We start from the raw sequence: 13,218 nt of genomic DNA, 5'->3' as shown, positions 1-13,218 counted from the left end.
GGGGGCGCCCCTGCTCATCCGACCCCGCCCCATCGGGAGGCCAGGGCAAAAAATTACTGCCGGAGTCCTTCCGCATACCCGGAGAACGCGCTCATATCCATCAACGTAAACGCACCCTCCGCCAGCACCCCCACGCGGTCGCACATCGCCTGCATCACCTCGGGATCGTGCGATATGAAGACAACTGCCGTGTCGTTCTTCCGCTGGAGGTCTTTCATCAGCGAGAGCACCTGCGCCTGCACCGACATGTCCAGCATCGACGTCGGTTCGTCGGCAACAATCAGCTTCGGGGAGAGCGAGTAGATCTTCACCATCATCGCCCGCTGGATCTCGCCGCCGGAGAGCTGGTTAGGGTAACTGTAGAACTGATCGGGCCGGAGACCGACAGCCGCAATCAGCGGCTGGAGTTCCTCAAAGACCTCTTCCCGCTCCTGCCCACGGTGGTAGACAAGCGGCTCGGTCACACTCTCGATCAGACGCATCCGGGGGTTCAGCGAGACCTCCGGGTGCTGGAAGATCATCTGCATCCGGGGCCGGATCGCCTCCAGACGCCGGCCCCGGATCTTTGAGATCTCGATTTCCTCGAAGAAAACCTTCCCTCCCGAAGGCCGTTCGAGCAGCAGGAGACAGCGGCCGAGCGTGGACTTGCCCGACCCACTCATCCCAAAGAGGCCGATCGTCTCCCCGGAATCCAGCGTGAAACTCACGTCCCGGAAAATATCCCCGTGGCCGTAGGTCTTGTGGAGATGCTCTACACGGAGAAGCGGCGGCACCGCACCCACCTCCCTGAGCCATCCAGCATTGCAGGATGGCTGTCTTCTCCTTCGGTGCAGGGGTGGGGACAGCGGTCACGGAAATAGCATCCCTTCGGCAGCCGGGAGAGTCCCGGACAGGTGCCCGGCATCGGCTTCATGCCGTTCTTCGGCAGAGCTGCAATCAGCCCCTTCGTATACGGATGCCCGGGATCTTCGAACACCTCTGCCGCCGGACCGAACTCCACAAGTTCCCCGGAGTACAGGACACCGACCGTATCGCCGATCAGCCGGGCAAGTTCCAGATCGTGCGTGATCATCAGGATTGAGTCGTGTCGTTTCTCTTTCAGCGTACGAAACATCGCGATCGAAGCGTTTCGTGCCGCGTAATCCAGACCCTTCGTCGGTTCGTCCGCCACCAGAAGCCGCGGCTCCGATGCAAGCGCGATGCCGGTCGTCAACCGCTGGCGCATGCCGCCCGAGAGCTCGTGCGGATAGGACGCCGCCGTCAGTTCCGGGTCCGGGAAGTTCAGGTACGAGAGAATCCGGCCGGTCTCCCCGCTCAGTCTTTCCCGAGGGACTTCGCGGCACTCCAGAACCTCGGCGATCTGCCGGCCGCACCGCATAAGCGGGTCCAGCGACCCGCTCGGGTTCTGCGGGATGAGTGCGATCTCACGGCCCCGGAGATGTGCATACGCCGCCTCGCTCATCGAGAGGATCTCTTGCCCTCCGTAGCGGATGCTGCCCGAAACGATCGCCGTCCTGGGCAGCAGGTGCAGGATCGCCTGGCCGATGACCGATTTCCCGGACCCGGTCTCCCCCACGAGGACGCAGACCTCCCCCGTGTCGACAGAGAAACTGACATTCTGCGAAGCCCGGATCATTCCCCGGCGGGTCGGAAACGTCACGTTCAACCCGGCCACCTCGAGGATCTTCATAGCGATCCTTCCCCGTCGGACTTCGGGTCCGTGATATCCCGCAGTCCCTCCCCTGCGAGGTTGAAGAGCAGCGTTACGATCGTGATCGCAATGCCCGGTACGATCACGTTCAGAGGCGCAGTCCGCATGGAGTCCAGACCTGCATTGATCATCGAGCCCCATTCGGGGATCGACGGCGGAATGCCGAGCCCAAGAAACGACAGCGTCGAGATCGTCAGGATCGTATGTCCGAGGTCCATCGTCGCCAGGACAACCACCGGCATAATGCAGTTCGGCATGATGTGTTTCGTCAAGATCCACCAGCCCGGAAGCCCCGACGCCCGTGCGGACAGAACATACTCCTGGTTCTTCTCAGAAAGAACCTGCCCCCGCATCAGCCGGGCAAACGAAGCCCACTGCGCTACCGCAAGCATCAGGATCATGTTCACGATGCCCGAACCGAGGAGAGTGATCAGGGCGAGAGCAAGAATGATCGACGGAAACGCAAGAAACACATCGATCACCCGGGCGACGACGTTGTCGACCCAACCCCCTCTGTACCCCGAGTAGCCGCCGATGGCGGTCCCGATGACGAATGTCGCGGCGATCGTCGTCAGGGCGATGGTCATCGAGGTCTGCAGGCCGCAGATCACCCGGCTGAAGAGGTCGCGGCCCAGATAATCCGTTCCAAGGATATGGGCGGCGGACGGACCCTGATTTTTCCCGTAGAGGTCGGTGGCGTTCGGGTCCTGCGGCGCAAGCATCGGCGCAAATGCGCTCGCGAGGATTACCGTCGCGAGCAGTGCGAGCACCACCTGCAGACCGGGTCGCTGCATCAGCCGGGAATACCAGTCCGATTCAAGGACGGATGCCCGCCATCTCCGGAGTTTTCTCGCGCTGCCCACTTCACTCATAGGTAATCCTCGGATCGAGTGCGCGATAGAGCAGGTCGATTGCAAAGTTCACCAGCAGAAAGAGAAGCACGATCACCATGATCGTGCTCTCGATCAGCACAAGATCGCGGGCGGAGATGGCCTTCATCAGCAGGCTCCCGATGCCGGGCCAGGCAAAGATCGTCTCGATCACCACCGAACCGGCGAGCAGAGCGCCAAACGACATGCCGACGACCGTCAGCACCGGCAGCAGGGCGTTTTTACAGGCGTGGGAGAGAAGCACCGCCCGAGCCGGGAGACCTTTTGCTTTTGCAAACACCACAAACGGTTTCTCCATCGTATCGAGCATGCTGGTCCGCATGATCCGGGCGATGGAGGCCATGGTATGCAGGCCCAGAGCGATCGCGGGCAGGACGATGAACTGCGGGCCGCCGTATCCGGCGACGGGTGTCAGGCGAAGCCAGATGGAGAAGACCAGCATCAGCATGACGGCAACCCAGAACCCGGGCATCGAGACGAAGAAGATCGTGACGATGCGGATGAAGTGATCCCGGAGCTTGTTCTGGTGAAGAGCCGAATAGATGCCAAGGAAGAGTCCAGAGATCACGGCAAATGTCATGGATACGGTCGTCAGCAGAAGTGTCGGCGGCAGATACAACATCAGCAATTTATCCACCGGTTTATTGAACAGGATCGAGTAGCCCAGGTCCCCGTGAAGAACACCCCCCATCCAATCGAGATACTGTTCCAGCAGCGGCCTGTCGAGATTGTAGCGGCCGGAGACCTCGGCGATCAGTTCCGGAGGGGCGACCTCTTCCAGCCCGAGATACAGGTGCCGGGCGAGAACCTCGGCCGGCTCGCCCGGGGTGGCGTTCACTACCACAAACGTAAAGATCGACGCGATCAGCAGCGTCAGAATGAGGTATGCGGTGCGTTTGATGATGTAGTGATGCATATCTTTACGCCTGCTTCGTTCCTGAAATGAGATAATAGCACCAGTGATGGTTGATCTTCTGGTACCATTTCAGATATCGCCGCTGATGCTCGCGGATATGCATCAGGTCTTCCAGAGAAATGTCTGTAAGACCCGCATCCGCAAAGTATCTTCGTGCCGTATCCTCCGGAACGCCCCCGAGGTTCGGCAGGGCGGCCGAGACCTCTTCATCGTATGAGGATGGTGCAGGGAGAGGATCAAAGACGTTACTAAGAACCTGACTTACGGTCCTGCGGATCTTCGTCGTTGTCTTTCCATCATCCCAGACACCGTCGATGACGATGACCCGGCCGCCCGGCCGGACCACGCGCTTCCACGACGCAAGGGCGACATCCGGATGAGGGAGAGTCCAGAGGAGGTGGCGATTGACCACCGCATCGAAACTCCCATCCGCAAACGGCGGGTTTTCCGCGTCCCCCTCCAGAAAGATCATCGAAAGCCCCCGATCGGCGTTTTTCTTTCTGCCGACCTCCATCATTCCTTCCGAAAGATCGATGCCGGTGACGCTATGACCCATCTCCGCGAGGATCAGTCCCATCGCGCCGGTCCCGCATCCGACATCCAGGATGGAGAGGTGATCCCCCTCCGGTAAAACATTCTGGAACACGTCCATCCAGAGTTTTTTCTCCTCGTCGGTCTGAACCCCGTGAGACACATGATTGTCATAGTATCCGGCTTCCGCACTCCAGGTCTGTGCAATGTGCGATTTCATCGCGTTGTCGTCCATGTTCTCTCTCCTGTAAAATCCCTAATTACTCGCTTCAACGGTCTTTTTTGCTCACAGATTCTATAAATCCGTCGTCGGTATCTTCATCTTCGCGTCTCCTACGGTTACGCGGGCAGCGGGCATTCCCGCCGCTCTGTTTGAGAACTTTCTTCCTTCATGCTTCCGCCCTTCCCGGTTCTTTGCGATCGAAAAATGGGTTCATGCCGAGATGGACATGAACGGATCGATCCGGTAGTCGTGTGCGGTCGGATCGAACTTGTAGCCGTTTACGGTATCTTTCATGACGACGGCGACGCCGTAATAGGCGACGTTGATCGTCGGCAGGTCATCGTAGACGATCGCCTCGATCCGGCGGAAGTGGTCGTAGCGTTCGTCAAGATCGCTGATATTGTGGCCCTCCATGATCATGCGGTCGACCTCCGGGTTGCTGTAGCCCGCCGTGTTGCTGGACCCGGTGGTGGTGTACCAGCCCTTCAGGACATACTCCGGGTCGGGGACCATCGCAAGGTTTGTCGCGGAGAGATAGAGGTCCCAGGTGCCGTCGGCCATGGCAACGGTCAGAGCGCTGTTTTCCATCGAGAGCGTCTCGACTTCGATGCCGACGGACTTGAGGTTTGCCGCAATGGCTTCAAGCATCGGCGGCAGTCCCGGGCGCTCGGTATAGGTCACGACCTTCACCTTGAGGTTCTTGCCGTCTTTGTCGACGTATCCGTCGCCGTCCGTGTCGGTCCACCCCGATTCTGCAAGATACTGCTTTGCAAGCGCCGGATCGTAGGTATAGGGTTTCAGGGTGGTGTTCGCCCAGGTCATCGTCGGGAGGAAGACGCCTCCGGCCGGACTCCCTACCCCGTAGAGGACGTTGTCGACGATCCCGTCGCGGTCGATTGCGTGGGATATCGCCTTGCGAACGTTTTTATCGTCCATCGGAGGGCGGTTCAGGTTGACATCGAGTTTGTAGATCCTCGGCGTATTGTACTTCTCCACGCGGATCCCGTCGATCGCGTCCAGACGATCAACCTCGCTATAGGGCGGATCGACGGTGAAATCGACCTCTCCGCTCTCGGCAAGCATTGCCCGGGTTGCCGGACTCTCGTAGCCGCGGATGATCATCCGATCAAGACCGGGCTCTCCGCCCCACCACTCGCTGTTCTTGACGACGACAACCTCCCCGGTCTGTTCGTCGAAGGACTCAAGTTTCATCGGACCCGTTCCGATCGGCGTTATAAACTTCCCGGAGGCATCGTATGAATCCGGGTGGATGATCGCCGTGTCCGGATAGTGCAGCGTTCCCGGTACAAGCGGGTTCAACGTGTTTGTGTGGATGCGGAGAGTATAGCGGTCCACCACTTCACACGATTTGTAGTCGAGCAGTGCTGCGGTGCCGGGAGAACTTTCGGCGACCCGGTCCAGAGAGAACACGACGCTCTCGGCGGTCATCTCCTCCCCGTTGTGGAACAGCACCCCTTCTCTGAGGTCGAACTCCCACGTCGTGTCGTTGATCTGCCGCCAGGCGGTGGCAAGGTTCGGCACGAGGGTGAAGTTGGCGTCCGCACCGACAAGGGTCTCGGTCACGATTGCCTTCTCCGTGATGAAGGTGCCTCCGCCGTGCCCGTCTCCGGGATTGATCGACGACACGCGCCACATCTCCCCTACGACAAGGGTCTTCCCCGGATCGGATCCAAATGATTCGGTTGATGTGCATCCGGCAGCCAGCAAGCATGCTGCCAGAATCAGAGTGAGTAACAGCCCAATGATCTTCTTCATCATTTTTCCTCGTTATCGGTCAATTCTATCCCCAGGGATACGCACGAAGGGTCATCGGATCGACCACCACACGTCGTTTTCGTGTAGATAGAATATTAGTGGATAGAGTTCCTTCAGCCTTAAATGTTACGAAATTATACTCTTGCAGCACTAGGTGGCATATAATTCCATAATTTTGTTAAAAATAGCCAAATAATTGCAGACATTTGTTATGTTATACTATGATTCGTTGAATTTTTCTTCCGAAAATCGGTATATTCTCCGGTCCGCCCCCTATAATCCGTCGCAGTGCCCCACACCACTGAAGGCCTCTTTGTAGCGTCCCGCGACGGACCCCCCATGGCGGCCGTGCAGGCAGCTACGGGACTGCGTTGCTGCCGGGAACGTCTTCTTCATGGCTCACTTGCCCGTCCCGGTGCCTCCCGGATAGGATTTGACCCGGATCGAAAAATAGGTGGCGTATCTGTTGGATTTAACTGCTCCCGCGGTTCCGATCCACAGCGTTAGAAATATCCACGAAGACCGCGGCGCTACAGGATTGGTTCGCGGCCCCGGCCGAGCCCCGGGTGACCGGGTGAAGAGTGCTTGTGCCGCGCGACCGGGTTATCTGGGCGTCCGTCCCCGGAACCGCTTCCGATACATCCACCAGCCAATGATCGCAGCCACAACGGCAACAACGATCCCGACCAGGATCCCGATCCCGAGTGTAGGATCCTCGCGGTAGATCTCCAGGAGCACGTCGGCGCCGAGGGCAAAGACGAGGCAGGAGGCAAGCGATCCCGTGCAGACGCAACCAAAGACCCGCCGTCCGCTCAGCCCGAGCAGTCGCCCGAGGATCGCCCCGTTCATCGCCCCCGTCCCCTGGAGCGGGAAGAAGACAAAGAGGATGAGCCCGATCGTAGAGAACCGCCTGAGCCATGGCTGGCGCTCGGTGTAGTTCCTGCCGAACGTCATCCCGCTCTCAATCAGCCGGCCGATGAAGGGGATCTTCAGAGCCAGATCGAAGTTCCAGACGACAAAGAGAGAGACGGCGACGTCGAGGAGGAAGATCACGGCCGTGATGAGCCACCAGGGATAACCCGCGATGATCGCGAGGGGGATGATCGTCTCCTTCCCGGCCGGGGGGACGAAGTAGGCGGCGATCAGCCCGGAGATGATCAGGAATCGTTCGTAGGGCTCAGTCAGGTAGAGCGCCGCAATGACCGCGGGAATGATGGCAAGCGGGAGGATGAACTTGATGGGAATGATGATGTAGGGGTTCGCGAAAAGAGCCTTCCAACCCTCTGGTCTGGGTGTGTGTTCCGCGGTCATGATACGGTCGCCCGGGTGGGAGATGTAGTTCAAATTTAGTGTATCGGGATAATACGTTATCGAAGTGATTCTAGGCAGGTTCTTCAAGTCTGTGGAGGACGAGGATACGTGCATGACCCCCGCCCGACAGCCCCGGTTCCCATACCAAGCGTCGAGGCCGGCACCGGGGAGAGTGCACTCTCGCACGGTCGCAAACGTAGAAGCCGCGCTTGAGAATATCCGCGAGGATGCCCGGGCCATCATACGGGAATGCCGCTCGCGGTGATGTTGCGACCAGACGAGAGTTTAACCGTCTGCACGCCGATACCGGAGAGGATGAACGAGTCGCTCCGGCAGGTCGTCCACCTCGTCTTCGGGCTCGGGATCGCGGGCTTTGTCCTCCTCTTTGACCGCGACCTCGCCCTTGCAGTCCTCATGATTGCCCTCTTTGGTGGGTCCATCCTCTCCGACGCCGTCTCCCGTGGCTACACCATCCCGGTCATCTCGCGGATCCTTGCGGGTCTTGAGCGGCGGGATGCCGTCCCGGGTAGAGGAGCTCTCTTCTTTGCTATCGGTGCCCTCTTCTGCCTTGTATTCTTCCCAAAAGGGATTGCCTTCGCCGGACTTGTTGTGCTCTCGCTCCTTGACAGCGTCACCACGCTTGTCGGCGTCCGGTTCGGCCGGACCCGGATCTACAACCACAAGTCCCTTGAGGGCACATCCGCCGGAATTGTGGTGACGGCGGTTGTGCTCTCTCTCATCGTCCCGCCGCCGATCGCTCTTTTGACCGCCGCGATCGCCGGCCTTGCGGAACTCGCAAGCCCCGTGGACGACAACCTCGTCGTCCCGGTCGTGGCCTGCCTCGTTCTTGCAGTGCTGCTCTGAGAGCGGCGGTCAGTCCCGGTGCACCGCGTGATCGCACACAGTATAGATCGCGCAAGCCGGGCAGTCCTCGCCGGTGCAGGGCTGGACCCGGATCGTGACGCTTGTCCGGGGGAACTCCCGTTTGACGTCGTCTTCCACCTCTTTTACGATACCGTACGCCTCCTCGAGGGTCGCGGTCCTCGGGACGACAAGGTGGAGGTCCACGAACCGGTTCGGTCCCGACCGGCGGGTCCGGAGCCGGTGGAACCCGATGACGTCCGTGCAGTGGCTGCTGATGATCTCCCGGATCCGGCTCTCCTCATCTGGGGGAAGACTCCGGTCGACGAGGTCCTCAAACGAGCGCCGGATAAGATCGAAGGCCGCCCGGAGGATGATGACGGCGACCGCGAGCGCAACGATAGAATCGAGGACGACAAGACCGGTCAGCCGGATCAGGACGAGCCCGGCCACGACCCCGGCGGAGGTGTAGACGTCGGTCCGCAGGTGCCAGGCATCGCTCTCGAGCGCTATCGACTCGGTCTGCTTTGCCACTCTCATCAACCGGGACGAGACGTAGAGGTTCACCCCGGCCGAGAGCAGCATGACCGCGATACCGAGCCCGAGCCCGTCGACGTCCAGCGTCTCCCCCTCGCCAAGGAGGTTTCCCGCCGCCTCGCTGATGATCAGGAGGGCGGCTGCGAGGATCAGGACCGCCTCAAGGAGCCCCGATATGCTCTCGTACTTCCCGTGCCCGAAGGTGTGGCACTCATCGGGGGGCCGGGCAGACTGCCGGACCGAGAAGTAGGCGATGATCGCGGCAATCAGGTCGATAGCGGAGTGAATTGCCTCGGATATGATACTGATCGAGCCGATGGCAAATCCGACGGCGAGTTTCGCCGTCACAAGAAATGCATTCGAAGCGACCGAGAGGCGTGCAGTCTTCTCTTTGAGCACGCCGTCCTGGCCCGGAACCTCACGCTTCTCTGATGCGGCCGCTCCCATCTACTGTAGGTGTTCGCTCCCCACCGGGATAGGGTTTGTTGTGCCGGGGGTCTCTTTAATCAACGGTCAGGATGATGAGCGAGTCCGTGCCCTCACGCCCCGGGGAGACCCCTTCGGTCAGCACCACGCGCTCGCCGGGTTCGATCAGGCCCCAGTCCCGGATCGCGTCCAGGATCGCTCCGTGCCAGTATTCCTTCTCGCTCCGGATCAGGAACGGCCTGACCCCGTAGGAGAACGCCAGAAACTTGGCTGTGCTCGGGTTCCGGGTGAACGCGAGGACCCAGGCTTCAGGCTTGAACCGGGAGATATTCCTCGGCGTGATCCCCGAGCGGGTGGGCGTCAGCACGAACCGGATATTGAGAGCGTCCAGTGCCTCGATGACGTTTAACGAGACGACATCGTTGACGGTGATCTTCTCCCGGCCTTTTCCCTGCCGGAAATAGCCGAGCAGGTTGCACCCCGGCCCGATACTCGAGCGTTTCTCCTCGGTCGAACGGGCAATCTTTGCCATCATCGCGACCGTCTCGACCGGGTACTTCCCGATGGACGTCTCTTCGGAGAGCATGACGGCATCCGTCCCATCGAGAATGGCGTTTGCGACATCGGTCACCTCCGCTCGTGTCGGCCGGATGTTGTCGGTCATCGACATCAGCATCTGGGTGGCGGTGATCACCGGCCGGCCGAGGATATTGGCCTTCTGGATGATCCGTTTCTGCACCGCAGGAACCTCCTCAATGGGGATCTGGACCCCGAGGTCGCCGCGGGCAATCATGACGCCGTCGGTCTCCCGGAGGATCCCGTCGATGTTTGCGAGCGCCTCCTGCCGTTCGATCTTTGAGATCACCTTGATGGTCTTCCCGGACCGGGCCGCATGCTCTCTGGCTCTCAGGATGTCCTCCGGCCGCTCGATGAAGGATATACTGAACGTATCGAGCCCTTCTCCAAGCCCGAAATCGATGCACTCTCGGTCGCGGTCGGTCAGGGCGCTGACTGCGAGGACTCCTCCGCCGCCCACGATGCTCATCCCCTTGCGCGAGAGGAGGGGGCCGCCGACGATCACCGTTGCCCGGACGTCCGATCCCGCGACCTCATTGACCCGGAGTTGGAGGAACCCGTCGCTGAGGTAGATGATGCTCCCTTCCGAGACCAGCTGCGGAAACTGCTCGAACTCGACCGGGATCCGTGTGGGATCGCCGGCCGCCGGGGCGGTGGTGAGGGTGACGACCTCGCCTTTGTGGAGTTCCAGCGGCTCGATCGCAAGATCGCCGATCCGGATCTTGGGTCCGGGCAGATCGATCAGGATCGTGACCGGGAGCCCGGCATCATCCGCGGCGGCCCGGATGTTGCGGATGGTCTCCCGGTGCTCGTCGAACGATCCGTGGGAGAGGTTGAGCCGGGCGACGTCCATGCCGGCCTGGATCATCCGGACGAGCACCTCCCGGGAACGGGATGCGGGCCCGATGGTACAGACGATCTTTGTCTTATGGTCGGGCAGGCTCATCCGTTTCCGTTTTGCCTGCTCCGATATCCTGTGCAGCACCTCCTCGACCATCATAAGATATCCACAGGTACCGGTATCGGATTAATCTTCGCCCGAACGTTGATGATGGTCAGGGGACAAACCAGTCTGCCCGGACCATAAGCTCACTCCGGGACAATTACCGCCCCGATTATTCCGGTATCCTCTCGCGGTCGGGTACCGGGGTCAACGTCTCTTGCACCGGTGTCACGATGAGTTTGCGTCCGCTCTCGGCGCCGTACTCCCCGATCCGGCGGTGGACATGCTCGACCATACCCCCGGTGGTGATGATGAGCGAGTTCTCGCCGATGAGCGCCTTTAGGATGCACTTGTCGATGACACCGTAGGTGTAATCGAGGATGATCCGCTCTCGGTTCGCGAACTCCTTTGCGCGTGTGCCCATTGCCCCGACGTGATCGACCTCTCCGCGCTCCAGGAGCGCCCGAACCTCGTCGCCGCCGGTCCGGTCGGCGTTGCAGAGGTAGATCGTCCCGGTCCCGTTCCGTGCCGGGACGTGGCCGTGCAGCACCCGCTCGATCCGGTCGGTGAACTCAAGCACGCTCTTAGGCGGGACGTCGCGGTCGATGATGCGCCGTAGCCCAAGCTCGTTGTAGAGGTCGAGCAGGGCTGGTGGTTTTAGGCGGGCGGTGGCAAGGAGGGCGTGGTCCGAGAAGACCTCTTCCGGCGGCCCACGGGCAAGGACCCTGCCATGCGCCATGAGGATGACCGAGTCGGCCCAGCGGTAGGCGAGCTCGACGTCGTGCGTCGATACGAGCACCGTCCGGCCGCTGGAGGCGAGTTCGTCGAGGAGCTCCATCACCTCCTCAGAGCTCGCGGGGTCGAGGGTGTTCGTCGGTTCGTCGAAGACGAGGACCGCCGGCTCCATCGCGAGGATACCGGCGATGGCGACGCGCTTCTTCTCCCCGTCGGAGATGTGGTGGGGAGGCCGCTTCTCGTAACCCTGGAGCCCGACATAGCCGAGGGCGTCCCGGACCGCCCGCCGGACGGCGTCGGGGGAAAGACCGAGGTTCACCGGCCCGAAGGCCACGTCCGCCTCAACGGTCGGGGCGATTATCTGGACGTCGGGGTTCTGGAAGACGAATCCGACCCGGCGGCGCAGTTCCCGGAGACTTTGGTTATCGTATGCAATCGGTCGGCCGCCAAAGCGGACCTCTCCCGAATCGGGTCGGATCATGCCGTTGAGCATCAGGAGGAGCGTCGATTTCCCGGCGCCGTTCGGCCCGACGAGGGCGGTCTTCGAGCCGGCGGCGATCTTGATGCTCACCCCGGCGAGGGCGGCAGGACCGTTTGGGTAGGCGTAGGTGACGTTCTTGGTCTCAAGCAGTGGTGTCGTCATATGAGTGTCAGACCTCCGGTAGAGAGCAGGATTCCGAGGGCGGCCAGGAGATAGAGGAGGGCGGCCGCAACCGCTGTGGCGGAGATGGATCGGGGTTCACCGGGGAGGGTGAGCCTGCCGTCGTAGCAGCGTGCGTCCATCGCGAGGATCAGGGCTTCGCCGCTCTCCCAGGTGCGGAGGAAGAGGGCTCCGGCAAGCATCCCAAACGACTGGATCGATTCCCGGAACCGGCCGTAACCGAGGCGCATCACCTGCGCACGATAGATCTGGCCCGCCTCTTCGATGAGGATGAAGATGAACCGGTAGGTGAGCATGGTAAGATCGACAAAGACGGCGGGCACCCGGAGTCGCTGGAGGATCTCGAGAATCTCGGCCATCGGGGTCGTGAGCGCGATGAAGAAGAGCGAGCACATCCCCCCGAAGACCCGGGCGAGGAGGAGGGCGGCGAGGTTTGCCCCCCCGGCCGTGATCGTGAGGGGAAGACCGGGGACCTCGAGGAGGACGTCTCCTCCTGGGGTGATGAAGAGGATCACGGCGATGCTCATTGCCGCAAACGAGACCGGGATGAGGAGGAGCCGGGTGTAGAACCGGACCGGAATCTTTGCCAGGACTAGGATCGCAGCGCTCATCGAGGCTGAGACGAAGAGAGGGGCGACGGGTCCTGGGGACGAGACGCAGAGGAGGATGCTCGCAATTCCGATGAAGAGTTTAAGCCCCGGGTTTATCTGCCGCAGACCGTTTGTCTGAGCATAGTCATCGAGGATATTGTGCACGGTAGTCCCGTCCCCTTACCGAGTTGACCGGTCCGTCAAAAAATCAGGCGGTTTTCCTGCTGCCATGCCAGTAGCCGAATATGTAGCCGATGATCACGGCACCGATGGCGGCCTGGAGGGCAAAGAGGAGCGACTCTATCTCACCGCTCGGGGGCACCCAGAAGGACTCCGTCCAGGGCTCGTAGCCTGAAGCCTCGATGAGGGCGGCGGCCTCGCCGTCTGCCCCGCCCCAGGCCTCCTCTCCGGAGGCCCGGATCGCGGCGTCCTGAACGAGAAAGACCGCGGCAAAGATGATGATGATTGCGGCGACCGCGATCTCCATACGATACTTCATGCGGCGGCCTCCTGGAGTTTCTTGACGGTGCT

13 protein-coding genes are annotated in these 13,218 nt (G+C 61.0%); 1 reads left to right on the top strand and 12 read right to left on the bottom strand.

Annotated elements, in window-relative coordinates; translation table 11 throughout:
- Positions 1-53: 53 nt before the first annotated feature.
- The 7 genes from ACI94_RS08950 to ACI94_RS08920 form a co-directional block, all read right to left on the bottom strand.
- Positions 54-773, bottom strand: a complete 720-nt coding sequence (locus ACI94_RS08950) for an ABC transporter ATP-binding protein (protein ID WP_286681334.1) — start codon at positions 771-773, stop codon at positions 54-56.
- A complete protein-coding gene (locus ACI94_RS08945) occupies positions 752-1,690 on the bottom strand; it encodes an ABC transporter ATP-binding protein (protein WP_273259220.1) in 939 nt (312 codons plus the stop codon). The genes ACI94_RS08950 and ACI94_RS08945 overlap by 22 nt, the downstream gene beginning before the upstream one ends.
- Positions 1,687-2,583, bottom strand: a complete 897-nt coding sequence (locus ACI94_RS08940) for an ABC transporter permease (protein WP_273259219.1) — start codon at positions 2,581-2,583, stop codon at positions 1,687-1,689. The genes ACI94_RS08945 and ACI94_RS08940 overlap by 4 nt, the downstream gene beginning before the upstream one ends.
- On the bottom strand, positions 2,576-3,517 hold the full coding sequence (locus ACI94_RS08935) for an ABC transporter permease (protein ID WP_286681333.1): 942 nt from the start codon (positions 3,515-3,517) through the stop codon (positions 2,576-2,578). Before ACI94_RS08935 ends, ACI94_RS08940 begins: the two co-directional genes overlap by 8 nt.
- 4 nt (positions 3,518-3,521) lie before the next feature.
- Positions 3,522-4,283 (bottom strand): class I SAM-dependent methyltransferase, encoded by a 762-nt coding sequence (locus tag ACI94_RS08930; protein WP_273259217.1) that lies wholly within the window; start codon positions 4,281-4,283, stop codon positions 3,522-3,524.
- 198 nt (positions 4,284-4,481) lie between these two features.
- Entirely contained in the window at positions 4,482-6,047 is a 1,566-nt protein-coding gene (locus ACI94_RS08925; protein ID WP_286681332.1) for an ABC transporter substrate-binding protein, read from the bottom strand.
- A 603-nt stretch (positions 6,048-6,650) separates the two neighbouring features.
- Positions 6,651-7,358: a small multi-drug export protein gene (locus tag ACI94_RS08920; protein WP_286681331.1), complete on the bottom strand. Its 708-nt coding sequence runs from the start codon at positions 7,356-7,358 to the stop codon at positions 6,651-6,653.
- Positions 7,359-7,622: 264 nt separating this feature from the next.
- Between ACI94_RS08920 and ACI94_RS08915 the strand changes: the two genes are divergently transcribed.
- A complete protein-coding gene (locus ACI94_RS08915; RefSeq protein ID WP_161937581.1) occupies positions 7,623-8,222 on the top strand; it encodes a diacylglycerol/polyprenol kinase family protein in 600 nt (199 codons plus the stop codon).
- A gap of 9 nt (positions 8,223-8,231) precedes the next feature.
- Here the strand turns inward: ACI94_RS08915 and ACI94_RS08910 are convergent, their stop codons facing one another.
- From ACI94_RS08910 to ACI94_RS08890, 5 genes are all read right to left on the bottom strand, one after another.
- On the bottom strand, positions 8,232-9,203 hold the full coding sequence (locus tag ACI94_RS08910) for a cation diffusion facilitator family transporter (RefSeq protein WP_066957381.1): 972 nt from the start codon (positions 9,201-9,203) through the stop codon (positions 8,232-8,234).
- Between the two features lie 55 nt (positions 9,204-9,258).
- Positions 9,259-10,758: a pyruvate kinase gene (gene pyk / locus ACI94_RS08905; RefSeq protein WP_191092826.1), complete on the bottom strand. Its 1,500-nt coding sequence runs from the start codon at positions 10,756-10,758 to the stop codon at positions 9,259-9,261.
- Positions 10,759-10,873: 115 nt separating this feature from the next.
- On the bottom strand, positions 10,874-12,079 hold the full coding sequence (locus ACI94_RS08900; RefSeq protein ID WP_273258724.1) for an energy-coupling factor ABC transporter ATP-binding protein: 1,206 nt from the start codon (positions 12,077-12,079) through the stop codon (positions 10,874-10,876).
- Positions 12,076-12,852, bottom strand: a complete 777-nt coding sequence (gene cbiQ, locus ACI94_RS08895; RefSeq protein ID WP_066957377.1) for a cobalt ECF transporter T component CbiQ — start codon at positions 12,850-12,852, stop codon at positions 12,076-12,078. Before cbiQ ends, ACI94_RS08900 begins: the two co-directional genes overlap by 4 nt.
- Before the next feature lie 43 nt (positions 12,853-12,895).
- Positions 12,896-13,186, bottom strand: coding sequence for an energy-coupling factor ABC transporter substrate-binding protein (locus ACI94_RS08890; RefSeq protein ID WP_273258726.1), 291 nt, complete (start codon positions 13,184-13,186; stop codon positions 12,896-12,898).
- Between the last annotated feature and the right edge of the window lie 32 nt (positions 13,187-13,218).

Origin of the sequence: Methanoculleus sp. DTU007, from assembly GCF_001512385.1 — an archaeon.
Classification (GTDB): domain Archaea; phylum Halobacteriota; class Methanomicrobia; order Methanomicrobiales; family Methanoculleaceae; genus Methanoculleus; species Methanoculleus thermophilus.
This window is presented reverse-complemented; position numbering and strand designations above follow the sequence as displayed.

Bases quoted from the DNA above. Each gene is read 5' to 3' on its own strand.
- ACI94_RS08945 (WP_273259220.1), bottom strand. From the start codon at position 1,690: ATGAAGATCCTCGAGGTGGCCGGGTTGAACGTGACGTTTCCGACCCGC.
- ACI94_RS08940 (WP_273259219.1), bottom strand. From the start codon at position 2,583: ATGAGTGAAGTGGGCAGCGCGAGAAAACTCCGGAGATGGCGGGCATCC.
- ACI94_RS08935 (WP_286681333.1), bottom strand. From the start codon at position 3,517: ATGCATCACTACATCATCAAACGCACCGCATACCTCATTCTGACGCTG.
- ACI94_RS08930 (WP_273259217.1), bottom strand. From the start codon at position 4,283: ATGGACGACAACGCGATGAAATCGCACATTGCACAGACCTGGAGTGCG.
- ACI94_RS08925 (WP_286681332.1), bottom strand. From the start codon at position 6,047: ATGAAGAAGATCATTGGGCTGTTACTCACTCTGATTCTGGCAGCATGC.
- ACI94_RS08920 (WP_286681331.1), bottom strand. From the start codon at position 7,358: ATGACCGCGGAACACACACCCAGACCAGAGGGTTGGAAGGCTCTTTTC.
- ACI94_RS08915 (WP_161937581.1), top strand. From the start codon at position 7,623: ATGTTGCGACCAGACGAGAGTTTAACCGTCTGCACGCCGATACCGGAG.
- ACI94_RS08910 (WP_066957381.1), bottom strand. From the start codon at position 9,203: ATGGGAGCGGCCGCATCAGAGAAGCGTGAGGTTCCGGGCCAGGACGGC.
- pyk (WP_191092826.1), bottom strand. From the start codon at position 10,758: ATGATGGTCGAGGAGGTGCTGCACAGGATATCGGAGCAGGCAAAACGG.
- ACI94_RS08900 (WP_273258724.1), bottom strand. From the start codon at position 12,079: ATGACGACACCACTGCTTGAGACCAAGAACGTCACCTACGCCTACCCA.
- ACI94_RS08890 (WP_273258726.1), bottom strand. From the start codon at position 13,186: ATGAAGTATCGTATGGAGATCGCGGTCGCCGCAATCATCATCATCTTT.